Here is a 26469-nt window from a genome sequence, read left to right on the forward strand (position 1 = left end):
ACGCCCGCCGTCTGTACGCGGTTTCTAGCCTCCCGACTTCCCGTCGCCGTCCCGGCGTGCGGGTACTTCATGGAACGAGGAGGCAAGCATGTCGACCATCGATTCGGAAGATCGGTATGTCACCGGCTATTTCCTGCCGGAGGACACCCAGCTACGGCTGAAGCAACTGCGCGAGTACGTGGGATTCCTCACCAACCTGGCCCGACCTCGGCGGCCGGACGAAGACAGCGAGTGCTACAACGAGATTCGCCCGGGCGAGGTGGCGATCTGCTTTGAGTTGATCGAGGAGCAGATAGGGCTGGTGCTGGACGAACTCTCCTGGCCGGGGGAGCGTGGCGAACCGGTGGAGGCACCCAAGGCGGCCGCGGATGCGGAGTCAGATGCAGAAGGAGAGGCCGCGGACACGGACAAGGTTGCCGAGGAACCGTACGTCGTCGAGCCGGCGACAACGAGGCGTCCATCCGCTACGTCGCAGGTGTCACCCTCAGCCAGATCGACGAGATGAACCTGCTGCTCGGCAGCCTCCGCGCCCTTGGCAATGTGGTGGTCTGCAGCGATCATGCTGAGCTTTCGGAAGCCACGCTCACGGTAATGGGCGACGCCATCTATCGTGATGTGGGCGTGCTGCGCGGCATCGTCGACAACATCTATTACGAACAGCGGCTGGAGCCGCCGCTCGTGGTGCGACCCGGGGTGCGTGAGGAGGAAGCCGCCTACCTCGCGCTGCCCGAGCCCTTGCCATCGAGCAGTACGTGGTACACCGCGCAGCCGCAGCCGATGTATCACTAGCGGGCGTCATGGCGGCTCCCGCCCGTCGATGCGTTACGCCGGGGCACCGACATCGGTGCCCCGGCTCGCATGGACACGCGTTTCGATTCAAATGTCGGCTGACATTCGTGCCTGCGAGCGGACCCTCCGTGGTGCTCACCCGCTATACGGGAGTAGGCACGCAAAGCGACAGACGTTCGCTGTCGGTTTCCTCACGCGATATGCATCGCCGGCCACCACATGCCGATGGTGGCGCGATAGGCGCAGTAAGCCGTCACGACGGTGGCGGCGAACAGCATGACGGTCACGGCGTAACGCCAGAGCGCGGCGGACGCCGCCTCGGCACGCAGATAGGCTTCAAGCACCAGCAGCGGCGCCACCCACTCGGCCATGCCCAGTGCCGTGAGTGCCGGCCCCTGCATGGTGCGGGGATCGAAGCCGACGATACCTGCGTTGACGGCGATCCAGCCCGCCAGCCCGATGCGAAAAAGCCACACACCCGCGGCAAGCACGAACAGGCGCAGCGCCCAGCGCCGATGGCCGACGAAGTCCCGCGCGCGGGCTCGCTGCCATGCCATGGCGGCGCACGGCAGCAGCAGCACACCGTTGATGGCGACGCCTAAGTTCTGCGACGCCCCCACCAGGGAGCGCCCCTCGGCCAGCATCACCAAACCGGCGGCGCCGACGACCATGGCCACGGCCACGTACACCCGCCCGTTCCATCGGTGAAACCACCTTGCCCGGCGACGCAACATCGGTACCAGTTGCAGCGGGCCGAGCATCGCCACCGCCGCCGCCAGCAGCACGTGCACGGCAACCACACCATTGCCCCAGGGCTGCCCCGTCACGTATCCCGTCGGCCATACCCGGTTCCACGCCGCGGTGTCGCCTCGCAAACTGGCAGCACCATAGGCGAGCAGCATGTAGAGCCCGAAGACCCAATGACCGACGACCGCGACCGCCCACCACGCGGCGGCGGCCGAATGCATGGCGCGTAGTCCGCCAGCGCGTTGCGGCATATCGAAGGTCGGGCTGGCATCGCCCCTCCCCCGAGGACGCAGCCTGCGCGCCCCCGAACCAGCCGCCGTCGCTTCCGTCATGGACATCCCCTCGGCGCACTGTGCGCTGTCCACAGCTTTGCATTCCCGGGCGAGCGAGCCAAGCCTGCGCGGGACACTCCATCGAGCGAGGTACGTTATCGATACCCCGCAGCGGCCGGAGCCGCCGCTCGTCTTGCAACCCGGCGTACGTGAGGAAGACGGCACCTAACCTCGCGCCACCCAAATGGTTGCCGTCGGGCGGCGCGTCGCACGTCACGCGGTAACACCCGGTGTACTGCTTGCCTCATGGCGGCCCCCTGCCCGGCTACGCGTTACGCCGGGCACCGAAATCGGTGTCCAGCCGGTTTGAGAGGCATTTCGGGAGGGGGCGGGTGGGAGACGGATGACATCGCCAACTCGCTACTCATGCGAGAGTGAACCCGCCGCGTCACCTCTGAGAACCACGCGTACGAAGTTCGCTGCGCGGAATCGCGCTGTTTTCAGTTATCATCGGATGATATCTTTATGGCAAGGAAGATGCTGGGATTGAGACACTGCTTTCGCTCGATGGCGAAATCTACGATCAAGGCCATGACTATTGGATCAAGATCGAAGCCTGGCGCGTGGAGGCCAGCGATCACGTACCCCATGGCGTGCGCTACGCACTGACGCTGCATGATCGCTACGGCACGCGCCTGCTTGGTTTCGATAACGCTCATGCGGTCAAACCGCCGAAGCGGAAGCGGTTCGCCGGACGGCGAGTCACCTATGACCACCGCCATCGGCACGCACGCGACAAGGGCGTGCCTTATGAGTTCACGAGCGCCCAGCAGCTTCTTGAGGATTTCTTCCACAAAGTGGATCGCGTACTTGAGGAGACGACGTCTTGAAGAAGATCATCATCGGCATCGCGCCCCAGCAGGCCATCCGTGCGCGAGCCCTGGCCATTGCGCGCGGCGAGCACCAGCCGCGCGCCACCGAGCCGAAGATCTGGTTCACCTCCATGCGCTCGCTGGCCGAGGTGCTGTCCGACGAGAATCGCGCCCTGCTGCGTGTCATCCGTGAACAGAAGCCCGAATCATTGCGGCAGCTGGCTGAATTCACCGGCCGCGCTGCCAGCAACCTGTCGCGCACGCTCAAGACCATGGAGCGCTATGGCCTGGTGGAGATGCGGCGGCAGTTGCGAACAGTGCGCCCGGTGGTCACCGCCAGCGAGTTCGTGATCAAGGCGGCTTGAAGCGATTGAGTTGCAGATTGCCCCGGCTAACACCGGGGTCAGTTTCCGCTACGCAACGGTCGCTTCGTTCGAGCGGGCACCTTCGATCACTTCAGCGCACCGGCGATTGCGGCTACCACAAGCGGAACGCCCACACAGCCGAAAAACACCGCGATTGCGATGAAGCATTTCCGGCGATAGACCAGCCCCTCGGGCGTCAGCAACTGCGGATTGAGCAGAGCGTTTGCCGGATTCCAGAGCGTTCCCCACCCCCAAAGTGTGACCCCCGGCTTGGCCCGCCGCGCCGCTTTGACGGCGAAGACGATGACTGAGAACCAAGCGATGACAGCTACGCACCAGGCGACAACGAATGCCGAGAGCGCGGTAGCTGCCAGGATGTCTTTCATAGGCGAAAGTGTGTCTGCATTGGGCCAGGGATCAACGTGAACCATCGCGTGGCGCATTCGCCACCAGCCATTGCTCGGCAAACACTTCCAGGCTCTTGCGCGCCGGCACGGTGAGCCCAAACACCCGCACCCACCCATCCGCCGCCACGATGAACGCCTGCCGCGCCTGATTCGTTGCCTGCCTCGCCTGCGCCTGCTGCTGCCGCAGGCGCACCAGGTGCGGCGATGGCGGCCCCGGCCGCACGAACTTCTGATCGCGACGCAGCGCATCGGCCACCTGGGTGGTGCTTACCGCCGCGCGATGCACGGCCTCGCTTGCTTTCAGTAGCACGTGCAGCGCCTCGCGCTTTGGCGGCGTGTCGGCAAGTTCCGCAGGCAGATCGGCGAAGTCGCCGGCGCCGAGGCGGGCCAGCACAGCGGCATGGGGGAATGGTGCGGGAGTCTCCGGCATCACGCGGCACGCGGCCGGATGTGCTTCAGTTCGGCGGCCAGCTCGCGGCGGGCACATTCGAGTTCGTAGTTCTTTTGCAGGTTCATCCAGCTCTGGGCATCCGTACCGAAGTACGCGGCCAGCCGCAGGGCGGTGTCGGCGGTGATGCCGCGCCGCTCATTAGCGATCTCGTTCACGCGGGCGGCGGTGACGCCAATGGCGGTAGCCAGCGCATTGGCCGAAAGGCCGAACGGCTTCATGAACTCCTCGCGCAGGATCTCGCCGGGGTGTACCGGTGGAAGCAGGGTCTTGCGGGCCATGGGGTCACCTCGTTTCAATGGTAATCCGTGATTTGCACGCCGAAGGCGTCCCCATCCTTCCAGACAAAGCAAACACGAAACTGGTCGTTGATGCGGATGCTGTGCTGCCCGCTGCGATCACCCTTCAAGGCTTCCAACCGATTGCCTGGCGGAACTCGCATGAAGTCCAGCGTGGCGGCGGCATGGAGTTGGGCCAGCTTGCGCCGGGCCACGCTCTCGATGTTGATCCAGCGGCGTACGCGCTCGCCATTGGCGAGGGCCGCCGTATCCTTGTCGGCGAAGCTCCTGATCAAGGCCTTATTGTATATCGGTAAACGATAAACTCAAAGGCTCGCCCAGGACTCCTATTTGGCAATTTCTGGCGCCTCTGCGACGGTAACGCCCACGACGTGGAAATCGTCGATTACCACTGACGCTGACGAATTGATCATGAAGAAACTGCCCAACATCCATCCCGGCGAAGTGTTGCTCGAGGAGTTTCTGATGCCCATGGGCATCAGCCAGAACGCCCTGGCGCGTGCCGCCGGTGTACCGCCGCGCCGCATCAACGAGATTGTGCTCGGCAAGCGTGGCGTCACGGCGAATACCGCCGTGCGCCTGGCCGCTGCGCTGGGAACGAGCGAACGGTTCTGGCTCGGGCTCCAGGCAGACTACGACCTGGAAGAAGCCCATCGGGCGCTGGGGAAAGCCGTCGACCGTATCGAGCGCATTGCCGCGTAAAGGTCGCCGCTTCAGAACCCCGGCGGACGCTGGCTGGCCACGTTCACCTTCGCCTCCAGCGCGCGACCGACGCGGCCCAGCGTGCCTTCCTCGAACAGGCGGCCGACCAGCGTGACGCCATAAGGCACGCGCTGCGGCTTGGCCAGCATCGGGCGCGGGTGCTTGGGATCGGGTGCCCAGTCGCTGCGTACCTGGTTCACTTCGACGAAGCCGGTGCGCAGGGTGAGCGAGGGCTGGCCGGTCATGTTGGAGATCACCATCATCTCGTCGCGCAGCGACGGCACCAGCAGCAGGTCGACCTCGCCCATCACGCGCTCCATTTCCTTGGCGACCTTGCGGCGCAGGCGGTCGGCCTGCACGAAGTCCACCGCCGAGAGGAAGCGCGATTCGCGGAACAGGTTGGGCCAGCCGTCCGGCGTCTGCTCGCTGAGCAGGTCGGCGCGGCCGGTGAGCGTGAGTTCCTCGAACGCAGCACCCGCTTCGGCGAACAGCAGCAGGTTGAGGTCGTCGTAGGGCCAGTCGGGCAGCGCCACTTCGGTGGGTATCAGGCCGAGTGCGCGCAGCTGGTCGAGCGCGGCGCGGTCGAGATCCGTGGCCGGGGCTTCCTTCATCCAGCCGGGGAAGTAACCGACCTTGAGGCCCTTGATCGACGCGCCCGCGTCGTAGTCCAGGTGCGCGGCGACGCTGGCGCTGTCGCCCGGATCGGTGCCGCGGATGGTGTTGAGCACCAGCAAGGTGTCCTCCACCGAGCGGGCAATGGGGCCGAGCTTGTCCATCGTCCAGCACAGCGTCATGGCGCCGGTGCGCGGCACGCGGCCGTAGGTGGGGCGCAGGCCGGTGGTGCCGCAGCGCATGCACGGGCTGATGATGCTGCCCTGGGTTTCGCTGCCGATGGCGAAGGCCACCAGGCCCGCCGCCGTGGCCGAGGCCGGGCCGGCGCTGGAGCCGGAGGAGCCTTCCTGCGGCAGCCACGGGTTCATGGTCTGCCCGCCGAACCAGATGTCGTTGAGCGCCAGCGCGCCCAGGCTGAGCTTGGCCACCAGCACGGCGCCCGCTTCGTTGAGCTTGCGGGTGACGGCGCCGTCGTCCTTGGGCACGCGATCCTTGAACGGCTCTGCGCCGTAGGTGGTGGCGATGCCGGCGGTGTCGAGCAGATCCTTCGCGCCCCACGGCATGCCGTGCAGCGGGCCGCGGTAATGGCCGGCGGCGATCTCCTTGTCGGCCTGCGCGGCCTGCTTCAGCGCGTGCTCTTCGCACAGGGTGATGACGCAGCGCAGCTGGGGGTCGAAGCGCTTGAGGCGGTCGAGGTAGATCTTGGTGAGCCGGGTGGAGGTGAGCTTGCGCGCGCGGATCCACTCGCCGAGCTGGGCGACGGAGGCGAAGGCGATGTCCTCGTCCTTCGCCGGCAGCGGCGTGGCGGCGACCTTGGACGGCATGAAGCGATCGTGCGCGGGGCCCACGTGTGCGCGCCCCATCGCCGGGAACCAGGTGGTGGCCGGTGCCAGCCCCTCTTCCAGTGCGACCTTGCGCGGACCGGTGCGGCGCTCCAGCAGGGCGGCCATGGAGGTGGGCCAATTGGCCACGGCCATGGCGCGCTGCGCCTCGGTCATCGTCACCTGCTGCAGCTTCTCCGCCTCGGCGAAGGTGGCGGTGGTGAGCTTCGGGCCCACCGGCGGCGCGGTGTTGAACGCGCCGGGCGAGCCGGGCGGCGGCGTGGTGGTTTCGCCGGCCTGCGCCAGCGCGCCACCGGCGACCACGGCACCCAGCAGGCCGAGCGGCGCCTGGGTAAGGAAATCACGACGAGTCTTCATGGTTCTCCCCGATGCGCTCCAGCAGGAGCGCGTTGCTGTCGATGCTGGTGCCGGCGCGCGCAACGCGCGGGCGGCGTCCGGACGGGCCGGAACGGCTGCTCACTGTGAACGAGCGCCGGGGCGCGCACAACTCGACTTAGGTGAGGTGGTTGGTTGCGCCGATGCAGGTTTTTGCGCCGGGCTGACGCCGCCATCAGGGACGCTCCGGCCGTTAGCTGATGACTCAAAACGGACAAACCAGCCGGGACCCGCTACAGGTCGTGCACGGCGGCTGTCGATTTACGGCCAGGCGCTTCGTCGTCAATGCATTCCCACCGCAAAGGACCTCCCATGAAATACCTCGGCCTCGCCTACTTCACCCCGGAAAAATTCGCCGCGCTGGCGCCGGAACAGGTCAAGGCGATCGTGAGCCAGTGCCCGGCGCTGGACGAGAAGATGCGCGCCACCGGCAAGGTGCAGGTGTCCGCCTCGCTGGGCGATCTGGAGAACTGGCGTACGCTGCGCGCGCGTGGCGGCAAGACGCAGATCACCGACGGGCCGTACATCGAGTCGAAGGAAGTGGTGGGCGGCCTGTTCATCATCGAGGCGGACAGCCACGACGAAGCCCTACGCATCGCCGCCATGCATCCGGCCGCGCAGATCGGGGAAGAAGGGGACTGGGCGGTGGAGTTGATTCCGATCGAGTTTTATCTGGAGCCGTGAGGGGGGGGATGCCAGCACTCAAGTGCACCTTGGCTCTCTTCTCCACGGACGGGCACCGTATCGGCTTGGCTGATCATCGCACTGGTATCAGCGCCTGCTTGGCTGTAAGAGCCGCCCATGACAGCGATCGACCCGCTGCGCACAACTCAGAAACGGGTTCCGGCCGCACCTATCCCAGCTCGATAGGTGTAAGCGAACGGATCGCGGGAGACCGGCGCGGACGGTCGGTTCAGTCAGCGCGTGCAGGAATGGTCAGGTTGGTGCCTTCGAAGGTGGCACCGGCACCACCGGAAATGCGTTTGCCAGCCGGCCACACCACGCGGAATACGCGTTGTCCCCCAACGGCTTTGTCGACGCTAGCAAGTCGCCGAGCTCGGCGTTGTCGGGATAAGTCGCGGCCAGGAGCGGCAACAACCTTGCCGAGTAGCGTCCGGCGCGAACTAGTTCCCCTATGCGCTGTACAGCGGGTCGCTCAAACTCATCAATGATGGGCGAGTTCATGCGGCGGCCCTTGGCGAGCGCGGTAAAATACATGAACTGGGACGCCTCATTGTCAGGGACGGTCACAGCCAAGGTCTGCAGCCAGCCGTAGATGTTGCGCTCACCGTAGAGAGAGTCCCGTGCGTTGGCGGAACCCGCCAAGGTCAGCGCCAGATACTGCCCCAAGGCACTGAGATACTCGTTCGCATGAATGGCCGGGAGCGCATACATCGGGACCCGGGGTTCGATAGACGACGACGTGTAACTCCCTATCGCCGCCAAGACCTCCCCCGAAATGCCCGTCAGGGCTTCTCCAATTCCTTGCTCTATGAAGCTCCGCTCCACACGCTTGAGCGTCGAAAGGTCACTGAGCCGTCTCAGTCGGCAGACGATCTTGAAACCGTCGTTGATGTGGGTAACTTCGCCTTCGACGGCCCAGTCGAAATCCTGCGCCAAGAATTCGAGTTCCTCATCCCCAGCCGCACATCCAAACAGAACCAAGTTATGACCATCGGCGACGGGCAAGTTCAGGGTGACATCCAGGTCACTGCAATAGACCAGTTGCTCCAAGAGAAACAAGGGCAGTCCTCGCGACAGACGGCCTAGCTCGTCTTCTCGGCCACTCCGGGCAAAGCCTGCCGGGGAGTCGTCGATCGCTGCCAGAGGAAGAAGCACAATGCGAGGGCGATCCTGGCCCCGGAGTGGTGCGGCCCACTCCATGTCCTGCATGCCGAGCAACCAGGGTGGCAGCTTCATCTGCATGATGGAGATTTCAGGCTCGTGGCTCAGAGCCTTCGGTGCCTGCGCGGTCATATCGTCGAAGGTCTTGGAGTAGTACTGCAGGTGTTGGGTAAAGGCAGGCTGCCTCAGGGCAAACAGTCGCTCCAGCAAATCGCGCCCGGTCGACGCATCGCCCAACTCCGCATAGGCCTGCAGCAAGTTGTAACCAACCCGAATGTCGTCGCGGCGCTCGTCATAAAGCGGGGCCACACGCTGGACAAGGTCATTGAGCAAGCCCTTTTTGCCGAGCTCTCCGCTCACTGCCAGCATCACGTCTGCGCCGTGGGGCGCTCGGTTGAGCGCTTGGTCAAACCAGGCGAGTCCATCTTCCCGCGCACCCGCCTCGATGGCTCGCTGGCCTAGCAGGAGTTGTGGCCGCCACGCGTCGGGACGTTCTGCCATGGTGCGCAAATAGGCTTGCGCCACATCCGCCCCAGCGGCCTCGGTCAGCTCAGCCACCCGCCAGCCCAGCCCATTGTCTTGATTGGGGTCAAGTTCGAGAGAGCGGTCCAAGGTGGACATAGCCAGAGCCTGGTGCCCCTCTGCGCTGATGACCTTGGCCTGGTTGGTCAACAGAACTCCCGTCTCGCCGATCTTGGCTATCGCCTGACGAAGTGTTGCCCCAGCATCTTGGATGCGCCCGAGTTTTAGCTGAACGATTGCCCGAGTAACGAATCCCCGCTCAACCAGCGGATCAATGTCCATCAGCCTAGCGCTGGCTCGCTCGACATCGAGAGCCAAGTCATCTCTGAGGGCAGAGATGACAAGGGAATAAAGGCTTTCGGGGTCGTCCCACTTGGCATCGAGATTAGGTTTCAGTATGTCGCGCCGCCACTGCTCCAGAGGTATTTGGAACGAGCGTCCGTAGGCGTCGACAACGGAGACTAACCGCTGCTCTGTCGCCAACTTGGACACTGATGGGGGCGCGGGTCGCGCAGGTGGCGTGATCGGCGGGTTCTTGCGCTTTTTGAAAAATCCAAACATCCCTATCGCCCTGCATCTATGTCCTAAACCGATGCGCCACAGCCTGCCCATGAGCGGCCAGTACTGCAAGAGCAGCCCAACTTTTGGCGTTATCGCAAACCAGCGAAAGCGCCGCGACATTTCGAGTACGGTCCGTTCAAGCTGTCAGCTCATGGCCAGACCAGCCGCTTCCCCTTGCTCACGCAATCTGAAGGCTGTCGGAGCATCGCCATCACCACATCATCAAAGGCGAATGAGCACCGATGCTTATCGACGCTGCATCTCAAACATCCAGCAGCCGCTCAACTTCGGCATCCTTCTCCGCCCACAGCGCATTGACCCACGCCTGGAAGCGCTCGCGGAAGGCGGCATCGTTCTCGTAGTCGCCGCGCAAGGCCGGATCGATGACGCGCTGGCGGATGTGCACGCGGATGTCCCGCACGCGGCCGGCGATGAGATCCATCATGGAGCCGGCGCCCTGGGCGTAGACGATGGTGACGTCGACGATGGCATGCAGGCCCTCGCCCATCGCATCGAGCACGAAGGCGACGCCGCCGGCCTTGGGGCGAAGGAGGTGGGTGTAGGGCGAGCCCTGGGCGTCGTGCTTGGCGCGGGTGAAGCGCGTGCCTTCGACGAAGTTCATCACCGACACGGGCATGTGGCGGAATTTCTCGCAGGCCTTGCGGGTGGTCTCGCGGTCCTTGCCGGCCAGCTCGGGATGCTTCGCCAGTTGCTCGCGCGAGTGGCGCTTCATGAAGGGGAAATCCAGCGCCCACCAGGCGGGGCCGAGCAGCGGCACCCAGATCAGCTGGCTCTTGAGGAAGAAGCGCAGGAACGGGATGCGCCGGTTGAACACCTTCTGCAGCACCGGGATGTCGACCCAGCTCTGGTGGTTGCACAGTACGAGGTAGTTGCCGTCGCGCTTGAGGCCTTCGAGCCCCTCGATGCGCCACTGCGTGCGGGTGAATACGTCGAACAGGGCGCTGTTGACGGCGATCCAGCTCTCGGCGATGGCCACCAGCGCGCGCGACAGGGCCACGCGCGCACCGTGCACCGGTAGCAGCAGCTTGACGAAGGTGAGCGCGAACAGCGGCAGCACGTGCGCGATCGTGTTGAGGATCAGCAGCGCGATGGCGAGCGGGATGCGCAGGAAGGCGGGTAGCGAGGCGAGCATGGGGTGACCGTCGTGTGTGGGTGACAGCGTAGCGCGGCGGTGGGTTTGTTGGTTTGACTGAGGTCAGGGGGACGAACTCGTTGCCTCCGGCTCGATGGAGCGGGATCGGCGCGGATGCCGCGAAGGTTTCGCCCCCGTCATCCTGATGAAGCGCTCATCAACAATGCGGGCTGGTCGAGCGGGGCTCCCATGTGGTTCCGCGGGCAAAGGGTCAGATGGATGACCAGACGTTCGTCTGTTGAGACCCCGCTTTTGCGGGAATGACGATGGGAGGGAGAGGACGCAGCACGAAGTGCGCGGCCTCACATCAACAGCTTGCGCACCTTCACCAACCCCTCGGCGAATGCATCCACCTCCTCGCGCGTGTTGTAGAACGCCAGCGAGGCGCGCAGCGTGGCGGGCACGCCGTAGAACTGCATCAGCGGGTGGGCGCAGTGGTGGCCGGAGCGCACGGCGACGCCCTGCAGGTCGAGCAAGGTGGCCAGATCGGTCGCCTGGGCGCCTTCGACCAGGAACGAGATCACCGGCTCCTTCTCCGCCGCCTCTCCAAAGATGCGCAGGCCCGGCACCTCGCGCAGGCGCTCGGTGGCGTAGGCCCGCAGCATCTGCTCATGGGGGTGGATCGCCTCGAAGCCGAGCGACTGGTAGTAGTCGATGGCCGCGCCCAGGCCCACGAAGCCGGCAATGTTCGGCGTGCCGGCTTCGAACTTGTGCGGCGGTTCGGCGAAGGTGGTGCCGTCGAAGCGCACTTCGCGGATCATCTCGCCGCCGCCGAAGAACGGCGGCATGTCGGCGAGATGCTCCTTCTTCGCCCACAGCGCGCCGGTGCCGGTGGGCGCGAGCATCTTGTGGCCAGTAAAGGCGTAGAAATCGCAGCCCAGCGCCTGCACGTCGACCGGGCGATGCGGCACCGCCTGCGAGCCGTCGACCAGCAGCGCAATGCCGCGCTTGCGGCATTCGCGGGCGATCTCGCGGATCGGGTTGACCGTGCCGAGCACGTTGGAGACGTGGGTGACGCAGGCGAGCTTCACGTCCGGCGTGAGCATCTCGACGAAGCGCTCGACGATCAGCTCGCCGCGCGCGTCGATCGGCGCGGCCTTCACCGTGGCGCCGGCGCGCCGGGCGACCAGCTGCCACGGCACGATGTTGGCGTGGTGCTCCATCACCGTGGTGAGGATCTCGTCGCCCGGTTGCAGGCGCGGCAGCGCGTAGCTGTAGGCCACAAGGTTGGTGGCCTGGGTGGTGCCGGAGGTGAGCACCAGCTCGTTGCGCGAGGTGGCGTTGATGAACTTCGCCAACTTGTCGCGCGCGCCTTCGTAGGCCGTGGTGGCCTCTTCGCCGAGCAGGTGCACGGCACGCGACACGTTGGCGTTGTGCAGGCGGTAGTGCTGATCGACCGCCTCGATCACGCAGGCCGGTTTCTGGCTGGTGTTGGCGTTGTCGAAATACACCAGCGGCTTGCCGTGCACCGTGCGCGACAGCAGCGGGAAGTCGGCGCGGATGCGCTGGATGTCGAAGGCAGGTGCTTTGGCAGCGGCGTTCATGGCGTGTCCGATGGGTTGGCTGCGATGCTCTTTCGGTTTCCGGCAAGGTTGTCCCTCACCCCACCCCTCTCCCGGAGGAGAGGGGTGAACCGTCAGTCTTGCGGGAGATGCTGGGCTACCACCTCGGAGAGATGTTCGCGCAGCGCCTCGTTCGGCAGATCGTCGAGCACGGCGCGGCAGAACGCGGCGGTGAGCATGGCCCGCGCCTGGGCTTCGGGGATGCCGCGCGAACGCAGATAGAACAGCGCGCGCGGGTCGAGTTGGCCGACCGTGGCACCGTGCGCGGCCTTCACTTCGTCGGCGTGGATCTCCAGCTCGGGCTTGGTATCGATCTCGGCGCTGGCAGACAGCAGCAGGTTCTTGTTGCTCAGCGCCGCGTCGCTGCCGTCGGCGCCGGGGGCGACGTAGATGGCACCGCGGAACACGCCGCGCGAGCGGTCATCGGCGACGCCGCGCCAGAGCGAATCCGACGCAGTGTGTCTTGCGGTGTGACGCACCAGCATCTGCGTGTCCGCATGCTGGCGACCGTGCAGCACGAACGCGCCGCGCGTTTCGAGTCTGGCGCCATCGCCGGCCAGCTCCACCTGCAACTCGTGGCGGCTCAGGCCAGCGCCGAGCTCCAGCGCGTGCAGCGTGGCGTGAGCACCGGCCCGCATCTGCACAACGGTACGGCGCACCAGGGCACTGCCTTCGGCCGCGGCTTGCACGGTGACGTGCTGCAGGCGGGCACGCTCGCCGACCATCACGTCGGCCAAAGACGTGCCCAGGTGCGCGTGCGCGCCGCAGGTGGCGTGATGCTCGATGAGCGAGAGCGAAGCGCCCTCGCCCAGCTCGATCACGTGGCGCAGATGCCAGGCCACGTCGCCTTCGGCGGCGGCGCCCACGAAACACAGCTGCACCGGCTCGGCAATCTGCGCACCCGCCGCCACGCGCAGCACCACGCCCTCGCTGGCGAACGCCGCGTTGAGCTGGGCGAACGCATCGGCCGGCTCGCGATAATGGCGCGCCAGCGCGAAGCGCAGCGGCTCGGATTCAGTCTCCAGTACCTGCGACAGCGGCAGCAGACTCAAGCCCGCGGGCAAGGCGTCGAGCGACGACAGATCCAGCCGCAGCGCACCGTTGACGAACACCAATCGCGCGCCATCGGCACCCGGCAGTTGCAGCGTGGCCGGATCGACCACGCGCGTGGCGATGTGTGCATCGCCGAGCACAAAGCTGCGCTGGCCCAGCGCGCGCAGCGCCGTGTACTTGAACGCCTCCACCCGCGTGTCGGGCAGGCCGGCGGCGAGGAAACTGTTGAGGTTCTCGCGCCGGGCCGCATCCAGCCAGCCGATGCCGCTGTGCGGCAGCTCGGCGTCGCGCTGCGAAGCGACGAAGGGTGTGGCGGCCGCCGCCTGGCTCATGCCGAGGCTCCCGCCGGCTCGCCGTGCTCGCGCAGCCAGGCGTAGCCTTGCGCTTCGAGCTTGAGCGCCAGCGTCTTGTCGCCGCTTTCCACGATGCGACCGTCGGCCAGCACGTGCACGAAATCCGGCTCGATGTAGTCGAGCAGGCGCTGGTAGTGGGTGATCATCAGCATGGCGCGTTCGGGCGAGCGCTGCGCGTTGACGCCGTGGGCGACCTGCTTGAGCGCGTCGATGTCCAGGCCCGAGTCGGTCTCGTCGAGGATGGCGAGCTTGGGCTCCAGCACGGCCATCTGGAAGATCTCGTTGCGCTTCTTCTCGCCGCCGGAAAAGCCCTCGTTGACGGCGCGGTGCAGCAGCTCGTCGGAGATCTGCATGTCCTTGAGCTTCTCGCGCACCCGCTTGAGAAAGGCCATGGAGTCGAGCTCTTTCTCGCCGCGCGCCTTGCGCTGCGCATTGAGCGCGGTGCGCAGGAAGTAGGTGTTATTCACGCCGGGGATTTCCACCGGGTACTGGAAGGCCAGGAACACGCCGGCGGCAGCGCGCTCCTCCGGCTCCATTGCCAGCAGATCGACACCGTTGAAGGTGACCGAGCCGGCGGTGACCTCGTAGCCCTCGCGTCCGGACAGCACATTACCCAGCGTGGACTTGCCGGCGCCGTTCGGGCCCATGATGGCGTGCACCTCGCCCGGCTTCACGGTAAGGCTGAGGCCCTTGAGGATTTCCTTGCCTTCGACGCGGGCGTGGAGGTTTTCGATGATGAGCATGATGGGATATCCAGTTGTTTCGCGCGCCTCGGCCCTGCCTCGGCGTCATTCCCGCGAACGCGGGAGGTGGTTTTCAGCGGCGGATGCCGGTCATCCAGTGTCTTGTGCCCGCCAGCGTCAAATTGGATTCCCGCGTTCGCGGGAATGACGTCCGGAGGGAGTGCGGGTGTCGACCTAGCCCACGGCGCCCTCGAGCGAAACCTCGAGCAGCTTCTTCGCCTCCACCGCGAATTCCATCGGCAGCTCGCGGAACACCTGCTTGCAAAAGCCATCGACGATCATCGACACGGCGTCTTCCTCGCCGATGCCGCGGCTTAGGCAGTAGAACAGCTGGTCGTCGGAGATCTTCGAGGTGGTGGCCTCGTGCTCGACGATCGCGGTCGGGTTCTTCACTTCCATGTACGGGAAGGTGTGCGCGCCGCACTGCTTGCCGATCAGCAGGGAGTCGCACTGGGTGTAGTTGCGTGCGTTGTCAGCGCCCTTCTCCACCTTCACCAGGCCGCGATAGCTGTTGGAGCTGCGGCCGGCCGAGATGCCCTTGGAGACGATCTTCGACTTGGTGTCGCGGCCCAGGTGGATCATCTTGGTGCCGGTATCGGCCTGCTGATGGTGATGGGTGAGCGCGACGGAGTAGAACTCGCCCACCGAGCGGTCGCCGCGCAGCACGCAACTGGGGTATTTCCAGGTGATCGCCGAACCGGTTTCCACCTGGGTCCAGCTGATCTTGGAATCGTGGCCGCGACAGTCGCCGCGCTTGGTCACGAAGTTGTAGATACCGCCAACGCCGTTCTCGTCGCCGGGGTACCAGTTCTGCACGGTGGAGTACTTGATGGTGGCGCGCTCCAGCGCGACCAGCTCCACCACGGCGGCGTGCAGCTGGTTCTCGTCGCGCTGCGGCGCGGTGCAGCCTTCCAGGTAGGAGACGTGGGCGTCGTCTTCGCAGACGATGAGCGTGCGCTCGAACTGCCCGGTGTTCATCGCGTTGATGCGGAAGTAGGTGCTGAGCTCCATCGGGCAGCGCACGCCCTTGGGCACGAACACGAACGAGCCGTCGGAGAACACCGCCGAGTTGAGCGCGGCGAAGTAGTTGTCGCCCGCGGGCACCACGCTGCCCAGGTATTTCTGCACGAGCTCGGGATGCTCGCGGATCGCCTCGCTGATCGAGCAGAAGATCACGCCGGCCTCGGCCAGTTCCTTGCGGAAGGTGGTGCCGACGGAGACCGAGTCGAACACCGCGTCCACCGCCACGCCGGCCAGCTTGGCGCGCTCGTGCAGCGGCACGCCGAGCTTCTCGTAGGTTTCCAGCAGCTTGGGGTCGACCTCGTCCAGCGACTTGGGCGCCTTCTTCGGCGCGGCGTAGTAGCTGATCGCCTGGTAGTCGATAGCCGGCACCTTCAGCTTGGCCCAGTCCGGCGTAGGCATGGTGAGCCAGTGGCGATACGCCTTGAGGCGCCACTCGGTCATCCACTCCGGCTCGCCCTTGCGCGCGGAGAGTGCGCGCACGGTACCTTCGTCCAGGCCCGGCGGCAGATAGTCGGTTTCGATGTCGGTGACGAAGCCGGCGGCGTAGCGGCGACCCAGCGCCTCGATCACCTCGGCGTTGTCGGCTGGCACGGCGGTTTCGCTGATTTGGCGGCTCATGCGATGGTCCTGCCCTTGATCTCGCTGATGGCGATGGTTGCCAGCGCCGGCGGTGCCGGCGGCTGCAGCATGTCGGCCAGACTCACGCCACGCAGGGCGTTGTCCAGGATGTGGTTGATCTGTCGCCAGCTGCCGCGCACGCCGCACTGCGACTCGCGCTCGCACTGGCCGTCGGTGCCGCACTCGGTCATGCCGATGCGCCCTTCCATGGCCTCGACGATCTCGGCCAGGTTGATCGCGCTGGCCGGACGCGCCAGGCGGTAACCGCCGTTGACGCCGCGGAACGACTCGACCAGGCCCGCGTGGCCGAGCGACTTCAGCAGCTTGCTCACCGTGGGGAGCTCCAGGTGCGTCTCGTCGGCGATCTGGGCGGTGGAGAGCACGCTGTCCGGGTGGCCGGCGATGCAGGTCATCACGACGGTGGCGTAGTCGGTGAGTCGGCTGACACGGAGCATGGCGGCCCGTCCATCTAATCAAGACCAAAATGGTACGGATTAACGGTTCCCGGGTCAAACGCGGCGCGACAGCCGGATTGCACCATCAGCGGGCAATCCGCCGCACCGCCAGCGCGCGTGATCGCCTTGCGGAACCCGCTGGAACGTTGCCCCGCAACGATCGCGCGCCGAAGTCCGCCCGTGGCACGCAACCTGCTGTGCTGCAACAAACTACGGCCGCACGGGGAGCAAGGCACGCCATGAAGTGGATCACCGCGATCATCAAACCGTTCAAGCTCGACGAGGTGCGCGAGGCGCTGGCCGAGGCCGGCGTGCAGGGCATGACCGTCACCGAGGTGAAGGGGTTCGGCCGCCAGCACGGCCACACCGAGCTGTACCGCGGCGCCGAGTACGTGGTGGATTTCCTGCCCAAGCTGAAGATAGAGATCGCGGTGAGCGACGAGCAGGCCGAGCGGGCGATCGAGGCGATCAGTTCGACCGCGCGCACCGGCAAGGTGGGCGACGGCAAGATCATGGTGTTCGACCTGGAGCAGGTGATCCGTATTCGCACGCAGGAGGTCGACGCCGATGCGCTCTGACCGCCTGCGCCGCCCGCTCGCCCTCGTCGCCGGGATGCTGTTCGCCCTGCCCGCCTTCGCCCAGGGCACCACGCCCAAACTCGACAGCGGCGACACCGCCTGGATGCTCACCGCCTCCATGCTGGTACTGCTGATGACGATCCCCGGCCTCGCCCTCTTCTATGGCGGCATGGTGCGGGCGAAGAACCTGCTGTCGGTGCTGATGCAGTGCTTCGCGATCACCGCACTGGTGACCGTGTTGTGGATGGTCTACGGCTACTCGCTGGCCTTCAGCACCACCGGCATGCACGCGGGCGAGGTGGACCTGCACTCGATCATCGGCGGGTTGGACCGCTTCATGCTGGCCGGGCTCAAGCCGGACTCGCTCTACAACACGGTGCCGGAAAGCGTGTTCGTGATGTTCCAGCTCACCTTCGCCATCATCACGCCGGCATTGATCATCGGCGCTTTCGCCGAACGCATGAAGTTCAGCGCGCTGCTGTGGTTCAGCGGCCTGTGGCTGACCTTCGTCTACCTGCCGATGGCACACATGGTGTGGAGCGGCCCGGGCTCGCTGCTGGGCGACCTGGGCGTGCTGGATTTCGCCGGCGGTACCGTGGTGCACATCAACGCCGGCATCGCCGGCCTGGTGGCCTGCCTGGTGATCGGCAAGCGCAAGGGCTACCCGACCACGCCGATGCCGCCGCACAACCTCGGCTACACGGTGATCGGCGCCAGTCTGCTGTGGCTGGGCTGGTTCGGCTTCAACGCGGGCTCGGCGGTAGCTTCCAACGGCAGCGCCGGCATGGCGATGCTGGTGACGCAGATCGCCACCGCCGGCGCCGTGATCGGCTGGACCGCGGTGGAGTGGCTGGTGCACAAGCGGCCCAGCGTGCTGGGCGCGGTATCCGGTGCGGTGGCCGGACTGGTGGCGGTGACGCCGGCCTCGGGCACCTGCGGCCCGGGTGGCGCGCTGGTGCTGGGACTGATCGCCGGTGCGGCCTGTTTCTTCACTGCGACGAAGCTCAAGAACAAGCTCGGCTACGACGACTCGCTCGACGTGTTCGGCGTGCACGCCATCGCCGGCATCATCGGCGGCCTGCTCACCGGCCCGCTGGCCGCGGCCACGCTGGGCGGCTTCGGCAACGTCACCTCGCTGGGCGGCCAGCTGTGGATCCAGGCCAAGGGTGTGGGCTTCACCATCGCGTGGAGCGCTGCGCTGAGCTACGCCATCCTCAAGCTGCTCGACCTGTCGATCGGCCTGCGCGTGGATGCCGAACAGGAGCAGGTGGGCCTGGATCTGTCCGAACACGAGGAGCGGGCGTACAACCTCTGAGCGGCATGACGAGGTGCAAGAGCATCGCGGCCCAGGCCGCTCCTGCAGGAGCCCGCACCTGTAGGAGCAACTTCAGTCGCGATGCTCTTCCCCCAAGGCCAGCGCAGGAACCGCCCGCCTTCATGTCGCCCGAAACGCTCCGCTAGACTGTTCGCTCCGCCGCTGCCTCTTCACTCATGACGACTGATCGCGCCGCCGAACGCCTCGCCTGGCTTCGCCGCACCCTCGGTGATGACTCGCTGATGCTCGAAAACGCCTCGGCCGATGCCAGCTTTCGCAGCTACTGGCGCACCCATCACGCCAGCCGCAGCTGGGTGGTGATGGACTCGCCGCCCGCGCTGGAAGACCCAGCTCCGTGGCTGGCGCTGGGACAACGGCTCGCGAGCGCTGGCCTGCACGTGCCCGAGGTGCGCGCAGCCGATCTGGAACGGGGTTTTCTGCTGATCGAAGATCTCGGTACGCGGATGTATCTGCCCGAGCTGTCCAACGCCACGGTGGACCGGCTCTACGACGATGCCCTGGCCGCGCTGCTACGCATGCAGTCCGCCTGCGGCATCGACGGCTTGGCGCCGTACGATCGCGCCTTTCTGGCGCGCGAGCTGGCGATCATGCCGGAGTGGTTTCTTGGCCGGCATCTGGGCGTGACGCTCGACGACGACGAACTCGCCACGCTCGACGGGGCGTTTGCCGTGCTGCTGGACAACGCGCTGGCGCAGCCGACGGTGTTCGTGCACCGCGACTTCCACAGCCGCAACCTGCTAGTGATCGATAGCGACGCGCCGCTGCGCAGCCCCGGCATCATCGATTTCCAGGGCGCGCTGGCCGGCCCGATCACCTACGACCTCGCCTCGCTGCTGCGCGACTGCTACATCGCCTGGCCGCGTGAGCGCGTAGAGGCCTGGGCCGAGGGCTACCGCGTGCAACTGCGGCAGGCCGGGCTGATCGACGAGGCGGTGGATACGGCCACGTTCCTGCGCTGGTTCGACCTCACCGGGCTGCAGCGACATATCAAGGTGCTGGGCATCTTCTGCCGGTTGCATTACCGCGACGGCAAGCGCGGTTATCTCGGCGATCTGCCGCGCGTGTTCGACTACGTGATCGACGTGGCGGCCGGCTATCCCGCCCTGCAGCCACTGGCCGACCTGCTGGCCAGCTACGCTGGCGACCGCGATCTCACCCGCGCGGTGGCCGAGGCATGAGGCATGCGCTGATCTTCGCCGCGGGGCTGGGCGAGCGCATGCGTCCGCTTACCGATCGCACGCCCAAGCCGCTGCTGGTGGCCGGCGGCAAACCGCTGATCGCCTGGCATCTGGAAAAGCTCGCCGCGCTCGGCGTGAACTACGTGGTGATCAACACCTCGCACCTGGCCGAGCAGTTTCCCGAAGCGCTGGGCGACGGCTCGCGCTGGGGCCTGCGCATCCGCTACGCCTATGAGGGCCCCACCTCGCTCGAAACCGGCGGCGGCATGCTCAACGCGCTGCCGCTGCTGGGGCCCGAACCCTTCCTAGCCATCAACGGCGACATCTGGACCGATCTCGACTTCGCCAGCCTGCCCGCCGAACCGCGCGGCGCGGCGCAGCTGGTGATGGTGGACAACCCCGCCCACCACCCCGTGGGCGATTTCACACTGGACGCGGCCGGACGCCTGCACGACGCGGGCGAGCCGAAGCTCACCTTCGCCGGCGTCGGCGTGTATCGCGCCAGCGTGCTGGAAGGCTGGCAGGCACTCGCCTCGCCGAACGAACCCGGTCGCCCGCCGCGCTTCGCCCTGGCGCCGCTGCTGCGCGCCGCCATGCAACGCGGCGAGATCGACGGCATCCATCATCGAGGCGCCTGGACCGACGTCGGCACCCCCGAACGCCTAGCCGCCCTGGACGCGCAGCTGCGCTGAGCAACACCGCGATCGCCCCGCACCCGATGTAGGAGCCTGCTCGCGGGCGGTGCCTTCGTTTGTATCGTCGATCCAGAGCGAAGAGCACCGCCCGCGAGCGGGCTCCTACAGGAGAGCAGTGATGGCTGGGGGGATGCCTGGCATCAACGCGCCCTTGTAGGAGCTCGTTTGCGGGCGATGCTTTCGCTTCTAATGCCGTTCCAGAGCAAAGAGCATCGCCCGCGAGCGGGCTCCTACAGGAGAGCAGTGATGGCTGGGGGGATGCCTGACATCAACGCGCCCTTGTAGGAGCTCGCTTGCGGGCGATGCTTTCGCTTCTAATGCCGCTCCAGAGCGAAGAGCATCGCCCGCGAGCGGGCTCCTACAGAGGCGCGGTGGAGGCAGCGGCGCGGGCTGTGTCGGCGGCGGCTCAGATCGCCTTGTTCGGCGGCGGTGCGGTCAGCGTGGCGCCGCCGTTGTCGGCGCCACGGATGGGTGGCGGCAGCGGGGGGAGTTTGCTGCCCAGCTCGGGTGACTTGGCCGCGTCAGCGGCCTGCTGCGTCATCACCACGATGCTGATGCGCCGGTTGATCGCCGCACTTGGATGGTTCTTGTCGAACGGCACCGAGGCAGCCAGGCCCACGACGCGGGCGATCTTGCTGTCTTGCAGCCCACCCTCGATCAGCGCGCGGCGCGCCGCGTTGGCACGGTCGGCGGAGAGCTCCCAGTTGCCGTAGGTGTGGTCACTGGAATACGGCGCATCGTCGGTGTGGCCGGAGATGCTGATCGGATTCGGCACGCGATTGATGAAGCCGGAGAGCTCGTGGAGGATGTCCACGGTGTAATCCTTCAGCCGCGCGCTGCCGGTGTCGAACATCGGGCGGTTCTTCTTGTCGACGATCTGGATGCGCAGGCCTTCGGAGGTGATGTCCAGCAACAGCTGGTCCTTGAATGGCGCCAACGCCTGGCTGCTCTGAATAGCCGCGTTGAGCTGACTCATCAGTTCTTCCAGACGCGCCTTTTCCTGCGCCCGCGCCTGTTTCTCGATGGCCTCTTTCGACGAGGCTGGCGGCGCGCTGCGGCGATCGTCGCCCTTGCCGCGCGGCAGGTCCATCGCGCCACCGAGCTGGATCGCGCTGTCGCTCGCCCCGCCCGGCCCCATCTTGCCCGGCGGCGCCACGGTGGCGGTGCCGGGATCGGCGCTGGGGTTCTTGAAATACTCGGAGATCGCCGCGCGCTGCTCGCGTGTGCCCACGCCGATGAGCCACATCACCAGGAAGAACGCCATCATCGCGGTGACGAAGTCGGCATAGGCCACCTTCCACGCGCCGCCGTGATGGCCGTGCCCGGTGACGCGCTTGATGCGTCGAACGACGATGACCGAGTCGGAGTCGTCGCCCCCGCTCACCGCGTCGCTCCTGCGCGGCCATCCTTCAGATGGGCCTCGAAATCGCTGAAGCTCGGGCGCGCCTGCGCCGACAGCGACTTGCGCGCGAACTCCACCGCCACCTTGGGGTTGTAACCGCGCAGATTGGCGATCAGCGCTACCTTGACGCACTCGAAGGCACGCGAATCCTCCTGCACGCGGTTCTCCATGGCCGAACCCAGCGGCCCGATGAACCCGTAGCACAGCAGAATGCCAAGGAAGGTGCCGACCAACGCGCCGGCAATGTGTTCGCCGATCTGCGAGGTGTCGCCGGTGAGCTGTGACATGGTGGTGACGATGCCGAGCACCGCCGCCACGATACCGAAGCCAGGCAGCGCGTCAGCCGCCTTGGCCACGGCCATCGCCGGCGCCTCGGCCTCGCGATGGTGGGTTTCCAGTTCGAAGTCGAGCAGCGGTTCGAGCTCGTGCGCGTTCATGCTGCCGCTGACCATCAGGCGCAGGCAGTCGGTGAGGAACTCGATCAGGTGGTGCTCGCGCACCAGCCGCGGATAGGCGGAGAAGATCGGGCTCGCCTGCGGATCCTCGATGTGCTGCTCCAGGCCCAGCAGGCCCTCTTTTCGGGCTACGCTGAAGATGTCGTACAGCAGCGATAGCAGGTCGACGTAATCCTGCTGCTTGTAGGTCGGCCCCTTGACCAAACCCAGCGCACCCATGAAGGACTTCTTCACAATGGCCGCGGGATTGGCGATCAGGAAGGCACCCAGCGCACCGCCGCCGATGATCAGCAGTTCATAGGGCTGCCACAGCGCCAGCAGGTGGCCGTGGGACAACAGGTAGCCGCCCGTCACGCAGACAAGAACGACGAGCGTACCGATGATGGCCATCATGGGGTGGGGCGCCTCGTGAGAGAAATCGGTTTCTGCAACACGGGCTCTATCGGCGCAGCCGACGGAAAGTTGAGGAGCCGCCGCCGCCCGACAGCCAAAAAAAAGCCCGGCCAAGGCCGGGCTTTTCATCGCAGTGGCACAGCGCTTACGGGCGGCGCGCCAGCTCCGGGTTTTCCTTGGTCACGGGCATCAGGTCCTTCTTCGACACGCCCAGCCACAGCAGGATCGGGCTGGCCACGAAGATCGACGAGAGCGTGCCGACCACGATGCCGATCAGCATCGTCACCGCGAAGCCTTCCACCGCCGGACCGCCGATGAAGTACAGCGCGGCCATGGTGATGCCGGTGAACAGCGAGGTGATGATGGTGCGCGACAGCGTGGTGTTGATCGAGCGGTTGAGGATCTCCTCCGGCTCGGCCTTGCGGGCAAGGCGGAACAGTTCACGGATGCGGTCGAATACCACCACCTTGTCGTTGATCGAGTAGCCGATCACCGCCAGCACCGAGGCCAGCACGGTGAGGTCGAACTCGCGCTGCACCAGGGCGATCACGCCCAGGGTTACCAGCACGTCATGCACCTCGGTAACCAGCGCGGCGATCGCGAAGCGGCGCTCGAAGCGGATCCACAGGTACAGGCCGATGCCGATGATCACGAAAATCGCGGCGATCGAGCCGTCGCTCTTCACCTCGTCGCCCACCGCCGAGGTGACGAAGCTGTGGCTGGTCATCACCACGCCGGGCTGCTCGGTCTTAAGCGCTGCCAGCACGTCGTTGGCGACCTTGTCGGCGGCGGTGGAGCTGCTGGCGTTACCGGCGGCGTTGGCGGTGTCTTCCTTGGCCTGCAGGCGGATCGACATCTGGCGCGAGCCACCCAGACTCTGCACCAGCGGGTTCTCGAAGCCGTGCTTCTGCAGCGCCGCGCGCACCTGGCCCACGTCGGTGGGCTGCGGGTAGCTCACTTCCACCGATATACCGCCGGTGAAGTCCAGCGCGTAGTTCAGCCCCTTGGTGAAGATCAGGCCGATCGAGGCGAGCATCAACAGCACGGCCAAGCCGATGCTGAACTTGCGCATGCCCAGGAAGTTGACGTTGGCGTTGTGGTTGAAGATTTCCATGAAACATTCCTTCAGGGGATTCCGGCCATGGATGGCCGGGCGCGCGGCGGACCCATCCGCTGCGCGGAGCCCGGATCGGACACATGCCGGCCCGGGCGAGTCGCCGGCCGCCCACAAGGGGCGACCGGCGGCACAACAACTACACTGACAGCGTCTTGAGCTTGCGGTGGCCGTGGATCAGCGCGGTGATGGCATGCGTGACGGTCACCGAGGTGAACATCGAGGTCAGGATGCCGATCAGCAGCGTGATACCGAAGCCGCGGATCGGGCCCGAGCCCATCGTGGTCAGCGCCAGCGCGGCGATCAGGTGGGTGACGTTGGCGTCCAGAATGGTCGCCCAGGCCTTCTCGTAGCCGGCGCGGATCGACGCGTGCGGGGTCGAGCCGTTGCGCAGTTCTTCGCGGATGCGCTCGCAGATCAGCACGTTGGCGTCGATCGCCATGCCCAGCGTCAGCACGATACCGGCGATGCCCGGCATGGTGAGCGTGACGCCGATCAGCGACATCACCGCCAGCAGGATCACCAGGTTGAAGAACAGCGCGATGTCCGCCACCAGGCCGAACAGCTTGTAGTAGATCGCCGCGGCCAGCAGCACCAGCGCCAGACCCAGCATCACGGCCTTGAAGCCCTTGTTGATGTTGTCCTGACCCAGGCTCGGGCTCAGCGCCGATTCGGAAACGATGTCCACCGGCGCGGCCAGCGAGCCACCCTTGAGCAGCAGCGCCAGCTCGGAGGCTTCCTTCGGGCTGGACAGGCCGGTGGTCTGGAACTGCTTGCCGAACACGCCCTGGATGGTGGCGTCGCTGATCACCTCCTCGGTGATGCGCGGCGTACGCACTTCCTTGCCGTCGACCATCTTGGTGTCGGTGACGCGCTCCACGTAGACCACCGCCATCGGCTTGCCGACGTTGCTGCTGGTGAAGTCCAGCATCTTCTTGGCGCCGGCCGCGGTGAGCGTGACGTCCACCTTGGGCATGCCGGATTGCTGATCGGTGCCGGAGGAGGCATCGGCCAGCTGATCGCCGCTGACGATGATCTGCTTGCTCACCAGCACCGGACGGTGGGTGCCGCGCTCGTAGTACAGGCGCGCGTTCGGCGGCACGTTCTTGCTGCGGTCCGCTTCCACTGCCTGCGGGTCACCGGGGAAACCGATACCCGGGTGGTATTCCAGCGTGGCCACGGCGCCGATCACCTTCTTCGCCTCGGCCGGGTTCTGCATGCCGGCGAGCTCCACCACGATCTGGTTCTCGCCCTGCTGCTGGATCACCGGCTCGGACACGCCCAGCGCGTTGACGCGGTTGCGCAGCGTGCCCACGTTCTGTCGGATTGCATCGAGCGCCAGCTGTCGCAGTTTCTGCGGCTTGACCACGGCGCTCAGCATGAAACGGTCGCCGGTGCTGTCGCCGTTGTTGACGTTGAGGTCGGGGTACTCGTTGGCGATCGCCGTGGCCGCCGCGTTGCGGTCGGCATCCGAGCGCAGGGCGATATTGATGCCCTGACCGCGGGTGGCGGCACGCACCACCGAGTCGTAGCGAATGTTCTTCTGGCGCAGCAGGTTGCGGATGTCGTCCGCGTAACGCTCTTCCTGCTTGTCGATCACGCTGTCCTGGTCCACCGCCATCAGGAAGTGCACACCGCCCTGCAGGTCCAGGCCCAGCGGCATCGACTTGGCGTGGATCGCACGCAGCCAGCCCGGCACGGTGGGCGCGAGGTTCAGCGCCACGGTGTAGTTGTCACCCAGCGCCGCCTTGATTACGTCCGAGGCCTTGGCCTGCACGTCGGCGTTGGCAAAGTTGGCCACCAGGTGGTCGCCATCGATCGCCAGGCCGGTGTAGGCGATGTTCTGCTGCTTCAGCGCATCGGCCACCTTCTGCTGAACGGTGGCATCCAGCGGTGCCGCGTGGCTGGCCTGCACCTGCACTGCCGGCACCGGCGGGAAGGCGTTGGGCAATGCGTAAACGATGCCGAACACCAATACGAGCGCAACCAGCGCGTATTTCCAGCGGGGGAAATCACTCATGCCTTGCATCCATCAAAGCCGCGCACGTCGGGCGGCGTAACGTCGAAAACGAGAACGGCGCGCCACCTGGGCGCGCCGTGGATATCAAGCCGACTTCAGCGAGCCCTTGGGCAGCACCTGCGACACGGCGCCCTTCTGCACGCGCACCTTCACGTTCGGCGCGATCTCGACGGTGAGGAAGCTCTCGCCCACCTCCTCGACGCGGCCGGCGATGCCGCCATTGCTGACGATCTCGTCGCCCTTGGCCAGCGCGGACACCATGTTGCGGTGCTCCTTCTGGCGCTTCATCTGCGGGCGGATCATCAGGAAATAGAAGATGACGAACAGCGCGATCAGCGGCAGGAAGCTGAAAAGCGGGTTTCCCGGCGCGGCGGCGGGAGCCGCCTGGGCCAGCATGAGGGACATCGGAAGACTCATCGTTTCATCCTGCAAGTAGCGGCATGGACAGGAAATTTCCGCCCGCACCAGGAAAAAGGTCTTGGATTATGCCATGCGCCCCCAAGGCATGCACGGGAGCTTCACGCGTCCCTGCATGGCGGCAGGCGGCCGGGTTTGCAAGCGGCGCGCTTTTGGTAAGCGGCTTGGGGCGGGAAGTTCCCCGGCCGGCCAGGGCACGGGCATCGCCCGCAGGATCGAGTGTCGGCCTCCCCCCGAAGGCTGCGCGTCAGCCCGCCGCACGT

Annotated in this window: 28 protein-coding genes; 10 read left to right on the plus strand and 18 right to left on the minus strand. The window is 66.1% G+C overall.

Features of this window, described 5'->3' with window-relative positions; genetic code table 11:
* Positions 1-88 precede the first annotated feature (88 nt).
* Positions 89-505 carry an XAC0095 family protein gene (locus tag ACTHJF_RS11635; RefSeq protein ID WP_440267244.1) on the plus strand — a complete coding sequence of 139 codons (417 nt, stop codon included), beginning with the start codon at positions 89-91 and terminating at the stop codon, positions 503-505.
* The gene (locus ACTHJF_RS11640; protein ID WP_440267245.1) at positions 502-789 is read left to right on the plus strand and encodes a hypothetical protein; all 288 of its coding nucleotides are present in this window, start codon (positions 502-504) and stop codon (positions 787-789) included. The genes ACTHJF_RS11635 and ACTHJF_RS11640 overlap by 4 nt, the downstream gene beginning before the upstream one ends.
* 191 nt (positions 790-980) lie before the next feature.
* Here the strand turns inward: ACTHJF_RS11640 and ACTHJF_RS11645 are convergent, their stop codons facing one another.
* Positions 981-1757: a DUF2306 domain-containing protein gene (locus tag ACTHJF_RS11645; protein WP_440267246.1), complete on the minus strand. Its 777-nt coding sequence runs from the start codon at positions 1755-1757 to the stop codon at positions 981-983.
* A 674-nt stretch (positions 1758-2431) separates the two neighbouring features.
* Between ACTHJF_RS11645 and ACTHJF_RS11650 the strand changes: the two genes are divergently transcribed.
* A complete protein-coding gene (locus tag ACTHJF_RS11650) occupies positions 2432-2698 on the plus strand; it encodes a hypothetical protein (protein WP_440267247.1) in 267 nt (88 codons plus the stop codon).
* Entirely contained in the window at positions 2695-3045 is a 351-nt protein-coding gene (locus ACTHJF_RS11655; protein WP_440267248.1) for an HVO_A0114 family putative DNA-binding protein, read from the plus strand. The genes ACTHJF_RS11650 and ACTHJF_RS11655 overlap by 4 nt, the downstream gene beginning before the upstream one ends.
* An 86-nt stretch (positions 3046-3131) precedes the next feature.
* Here the strand turns inward: ACTHJF_RS11655 and ACTHJF_RS11660 are convergent, their stop codons facing one another.
* Genes ACTHJF_RS11660 through ACTHJF_RS11675 form a run of 4 tightly spaced genes read right to left on the minus strand, consistent with a single transcriptional unit; the run spans position 3132 to position 4474 of the window.
* The gene (locus ACTHJF_RS11660; protein ID WP_440267249.1) at positions 3132-3431 is read right to left on the minus strand and encodes a hypothetical protein; all 300 of its coding nucleotides are present in this window, start codon (positions 3429-3431) and stop codon (positions 3132-3134) included.
* Between the two features lie 31 nt (positions 3432-3462).
* A complete protein-coding gene (locus tag ACTHJF_RS11665) occupies positions 3463-3882 on the minus strand; it encodes a hypothetical protein (protein ID WP_440267250.1) in 420 nt (139 codons plus the stop codon).
* Entirely contained in the window at positions 3882-4181 is a 300-nt protein-coding gene (locus tag ACTHJF_RS11670; RefSeq protein ID WP_440258078.1) for a HigA family addiction module antitoxin, read from the minus strand. Before ACTHJF_RS11670 ends, ACTHJF_RS11665 begins: the two co-directional genes overlap by 1 nt.
* Positions 4182-4195: 14 nt before the next feature.
* Positions 4196-4474, minus strand: a complete 279-nt coding sequence (locus ACTHJF_RS11675; RefSeq protein WP_440267251.1) for a type II toxin-antitoxin system RelE/ParE family toxin — start codon at positions 4472-4474, stop codon at positions 4196-4198.
* 136 nt (positions 4475-4610) lie between these two features.
* Here ACTHJF_RS11675 and ACTHJF_RS11680 point away from each other — a divergent pair, with 136 nt between their 5' ends.
* Positions 4611-4901: a HigA family addiction module antitoxin gene (locus tag ACTHJF_RS11680; protein WP_440267252.1), complete on the plus strand. Its 291-nt coding sequence runs from the start codon at positions 4611-4613 to the stop codon at positions 4899-4901.
* Between the two features lie 11 nt (positions 4902-4912).
* Here the strand turns inward: ACTHJF_RS11680 and ACTHJF_RS11685 are convergent, their stop codons facing one another.
* A complete protein-coding gene (locus ACTHJF_RS11685) occupies positions 4913-6712 on the minus strand; it encodes an amidase (protein ID WP_440267253.1) in 1800 nt (599 codons plus the stop codon).
* A 330-nt stretch (positions 6713-7042) separates the two neighbouring features.
* Here ACTHJF_RS11685 and ACTHJF_RS11690 point away from each other — a divergent pair, with 330 nt between their 5' ends.
* Entirely contained in the window at positions 7043-7414 is a 372-nt protein-coding gene (locus tag ACTHJF_RS11690; protein WP_440267254.1) for a YciI family protein, read from the plus strand.
* A 252-nt stretch (positions 7415-7666) separates the two neighbouring features.
* Here ACTHJF_RS11690 and ACTHJF_RS11695 read toward each other — a convergent pair whose 3' ends face one another.
* The 7 genes from ACTHJF_RS11695 to ACTHJF_RS11725 all read right to left on the minus strand — a co-directional run bounded on the left by ACTHJF_RS11695 (position 7667) and on the right by ACTHJF_RS11725 (position 16618).
* On the minus strand, positions 7667-9658 hold the full coding sequence (locus ACTHJF_RS11695) for a tetratricopeptide repeat protein (protein WP_440267255.1): 1992 nt from the start codon (positions 9656-9658) through the stop codon (positions 7667-7669).
* Between the two features lie 262 nt (positions 9659-9920).
* Positions 9921-10811 carry an acyltransferase gene (locus ACTHJF_RS11700; protein WP_440267256.1) on the minus strand — a complete coding sequence of 297 codons (891 nt, stop codon included), beginning with the start codon at positions 10809-10811 and terminating at the stop codon, positions 9921-9923.
* A gap of 302 nt (positions 10812-11113) precedes the next feature.
* Entirely contained in the window at positions 11114-12355 is a 1242-nt protein-coding gene (locus ACTHJF_RS11705; protein WP_440267257.1) for a cysteine desulfurase, read from the minus strand.
* 92 nt (positions 12356-12447) lie between these two features.
* A complete protein-coding gene (sufD, locus tag ACTHJF_RS11710) occupies positions 12448-13758 on the minus strand; it encodes a Fe-S cluster assembly protein SufD (protein ID WP_440267258.1) in 1311 nt (436 codons plus the stop codon).
* Positions 13755-14522 (minus strand): Fe-S cluster assembly ATPase SufC, encoded by a 768-nt coding sequence (gene sufC / locus ACTHJF_RS11715; RefSeq protein WP_440267259.1) that lies wholly within the window; start codon positions 14520-14522, stop codon positions 13755-13757. The genes sufD and sufC overlap by 4 nt, the downstream gene beginning before the upstream one ends.
* Positions 14523-14696: 174 nt before the next feature.
* Positions 14697-16163: a Fe-S cluster assembly protein SufB gene (gene sufB / locus ACTHJF_RS11720; RefSeq protein WP_440267260.1), complete on the minus strand. Its 1467-nt coding sequence runs from the start codon at positions 16161-16163 to the stop codon at positions 14697-14699.
* Complete coding sequence (locus tag ACTHJF_RS11725; RefSeq protein ID WP_440258060.1) at positions 16160-16618, minus strand: SUF system Fe-S cluster assembly regulator; 459 nt, start codon at positions 16616-16618, stop codon at positions 16160-16162. Before ACTHJF_RS11725 ends, sufB begins: the two co-directional genes overlap by 4 nt.
* A 239-nt stretch (positions 16619-16857) precedes the next feature.
* On the opposite strand from ACTHJF_RS11725, the gene ACTHJF_RS11730 reads away from it, so the two are divergent.
* The 4 genes from ACTHJF_RS11730 (at position 16858) to murU (ending at position 20402) form a co-directional block, all read left to right on the plus strand.
* Positions 16858-17196 (plus strand): P-II family nitrogen regulator, encoded by a 339-nt coding sequence (locus ACTHJF_RS11730; protein WP_404630988.1) that lies wholly within the window; start codon positions 16858-16860, stop codon positions 17194-17196.
* Positions 17186-18511: an ammonium transporter gene (locus ACTHJF_RS11735; protein ID WP_440267261.1), complete on the plus strand. Its 1326-nt coding sequence runs from the start codon at positions 17186-17188 to the stop codon at positions 18509-18511. Before ACTHJF_RS11730 ends, ACTHJF_RS11735 begins: the two co-directional genes overlap by 11 nt.
* Positions 18512-18687: 176 nt before the next feature.
* Positions 18688-19710, plus strand: a complete 1023-nt coding sequence (locus ACTHJF_RS11740) for an aminoglycoside phosphotransferase family protein (protein ID WP_440267262.1) — start codon at positions 18688-18690, stop codon at positions 19708-19710.
* Entirely contained in the window at positions 19707-20402 is a 696-nt protein-coding gene (gene murU, locus ACTHJF_RS11745) for an N-acetylmuramate alpha-1-phosphate uridylyltransferase MurU (RefSeq protein WP_440267263.1), read from the plus strand. The genes ACTHJF_RS11740 and murU overlap by 4 nt, the downstream gene beginning before the upstream one ends.
* Positions 20403-20811: 409 nt before the next feature.
* Here murU and motB read toward each other — a convergent pair whose 3' ends face one another.
* The 5 genes from motB to yajC all read right to left on the minus strand — a co-directional run bounded on the left by motB (position 20812) and on the right by yajC (position 26206).
* The gene (gene motB / locus ACTHJF_RS11750; RefSeq protein WP_440267264.1) at positions 20812-21789 is read right to left on the minus strand and encodes a flagellar motor protein MotB; all 978 of its coding nucleotides are present in this window, start codon (positions 21787-21789) and stop codon (positions 20812-20814) included.
* Positions 21786-22655 (minus strand): flagellar motor stator protein MotA, encoded by an 870-nt coding sequence (motA, locus tag ACTHJF_RS11755; RefSeq protein WP_440267265.1) that lies wholly within the window; start codon positions 22653-22655, stop codon positions 21786-21788. The genes motB and motA overlap by 4 nt, the downstream gene beginning before the upstream one ends.
* Before the next feature lie 145 nt (positions 22656-22800).
* The gene (gene secF / locus ACTHJF_RS11760) at positions 22801-23769 is read right to left on the minus strand and encodes a protein translocase subunit SecF (RefSeq protein ID WP_431636163.1); all 969 of its coding nucleotides are present in this window, start codon (positions 23767-23769) and stop codon (positions 22801-22803) included.
* Positions 23770-23908: 139 nt separating this feature from the next.
* Positions 23909-25789, minus strand: a complete 1881-nt coding sequence (gene secD, locus ACTHJF_RS11765; protein WP_440267266.1) for a protein translocase subunit SecD — start codon at positions 25787-25789, stop codon at positions 23909-23911.
* Positions 25790-25873: 84 nt separating this feature from the next.
* Positions 25874-26206 (minus strand): preprotein translocase subunit YajC, encoded by a 333-nt coding sequence (yajC, locus tag ACTHJF_RS11770; protein WP_440267267.1) that lies wholly within the window; start codon positions 26204-26206, stop codon positions 25874-25876.
* Positions 26207-26469 lie beyond the last annotated feature (263 nt).

The sequence above is a fragment of the Dyella sp. genome (genome assembly GCF_051962475.1).
In the GTDB taxonomy this organism is placed as follows: Bacteria; Pseudomonadota; Gammaproteobacteria; order Xanthomonadales; family Rhodanobacteraceae; genus Dyella_A.

What these genes read in the sequence shown, in the direction of transcription:
- ACTHJF_RS11660 (WP_440267249.1), bottom strand. Translation starts at nt 3,431, where the DNA reads ATGAAAGACATCCTGGCAGCTACCGCGCTCTCGGCATTCGTTGTCGCC.
- sufC (WP_440267259.1), bottom strand. Translation starts at nt 14,522, where the DNA reads ATGCTCATCATCGAAAACCTCCACGCCCGCGTCGAAGGCAAGGAAATC.
- ACTHJF_RS11735 (WP_440267261.1), top strand. Translation starts at nt 17,186, where the DNA reads ATGCGCTCTGACCGCCTGCGCCGCCCGCTCGCCCTCGTCGCCGGGATG.
- ACTHJF_RS11680 (WP_440267252.1), top strand. Translation starts at nt 4,611, where the DNA reads ATGAAGAAACTGCCCAACATCCATCCCGGCGAAGTGTTGCTCGAGGAG.
- ACTHJF_RS11725 (WP_440258060.1), bottom strand. Translation starts at nt 16,618, where the DNA reads ATGCTCCGTGTCAGCCGACTCACCGACTACGCCACCGTCGTGATGACC.
- ACTHJF_RS11700 (WP_440267256.1), bottom strand. Translation starts at nt 10,811, where the DNA reads ATGCTCGCCTCGCTACCCGCCTTCCTGCGCATCCCGCTCGCCATCGCG.
- ACTHJF_RS11685 (WP_440267253.1), bottom strand. Translation starts at nt 6,712, where the DNA reads ATGAAGACTCGTCGTGATTTCCTTACCCAGGCGCCGCTCGGCCTGCTG.
- ACTHJF_RS11635 (WP_440267244.1), top strand. Translation starts at nt 89, where the DNA reads ATGTCGACCATCGATTCGGAAGATCGGTATGTCACCGGCTATTTCCTG.
- ACTHJF_RS11665 (WP_440267250.1), bottom strand. Translation starts at nt 3,882, where the DNA reads ATGCCGGAGACTCCCGCACCATTCCCCCATGCCGCTGTGCTGGCCCGC.
- ACTHJF_RS11670 (WP_440258078.1), bottom strand. Translation starts at nt 4,181, where the DNA reads ATGGCCCGCAAGACCCTGCTTCCACCGGTACACCCCGGCGAGATCCTG.
- ACTHJF_RS11705 (WP_440267257.1), bottom strand. Translation starts at nt 12,355, where the DNA reads ATGAACGCCGCTGCCAAAGCACCTGCCTTCGACATCCAGCGCATCCGC.
- sufD (WP_440267258.1), bottom strand. Translation starts at nt 13,758, where the DNA reads ATGAGCCAGGCGGCGGCCGCCACACCCTTCGTCGCTTCGCAGCGCGAC.
- motA (WP_440267265.1), bottom strand. Translation starts at nt 22,655, where the DNA reads ATGATGGCCATCATCGGTACGCTCGTCGTTCTTGTCTGCGTGACGGGC.
- ACTHJF_RS11695 (WP_440267255.1), bottom strand. Translation starts at nt 9,658, where the DNA reads ATGTTTGGATTTTTCAAAAAGCGCAAGAACCCGCCGATCACGCCACCT.
- ACTHJF_RS11690 (WP_440267254.1), top strand. Translation starts at nt 7,043, where the DNA reads ATGAAATACCTCGGCCTCGCCTACTTCACCCCGGAAAAATTCGCCGCG.
- ACTHJF_RS11645 (WP_440267246.1), bottom strand. Translation starts at nt 1,757, where the DNA reads ATGCATTCGGCCGCCGCCGCGTGGTGGGCGGTCGCGGTCGTCGGTCAT.
- ACTHJF_RS11740 (WP_440267262.1), top strand. Translation starts at nt 18,688, where the DNA reads ATGACGACTGATCGCGCCGCCGAACGCCTCGCCTGGCTTCGCCGCACC.
- murU (WP_440267263.1), top strand. Translation starts at nt 19,707, where the DNA reads ATGAGGCATGCGCTGATCTTCGCCGCGGGGCTGGGCGAGCGCATGCGT.
- secD (WP_440267266.1), bottom strand. Translation starts at nt 25,789, where the DNA reads ATGAGTGATTTCCCCCGCTGGAAATACGCGCTGGTTGCGCTCGTATTG.
- yajC (WP_440267267.1), bottom strand. Translation starts at nt 26,206, where the DNA reads ATGAGTCTTCCGATGTCCCTCATGCTGGCCCAGGCGGCTCCCGCCGCC.
- secF (WP_431636163.1), bottom strand. Translation starts at nt 23,769, where the DNA reads ATGGAAATCTTCAACCACAACGCCAACGTCAACTTCCTGGGCATGCGC.
- ACTHJF_RS11730 (WP_404630988.1), top strand. Translation starts at nt 16,858, where the DNA reads ATGAAGTGGATCACCGCGATCATCAAACCGTTCAAGCTCGACGAGGTG.
- ACTHJF_RS11640 (WP_440267245.1), top strand. Translation starts at nt 502, where the DNA reads ATGAACCTGCTGCTCGGCAGCCTCCGCGCCCTTGGCAATGTGGTGGTC.
- sufB (WP_440267260.1), bottom strand. Translation starts at nt 16,163, where the DNA reads ATGAGCCGCCAAATCAGCGAAACCGCCGTGCCAGCCGACAACGCCGAG.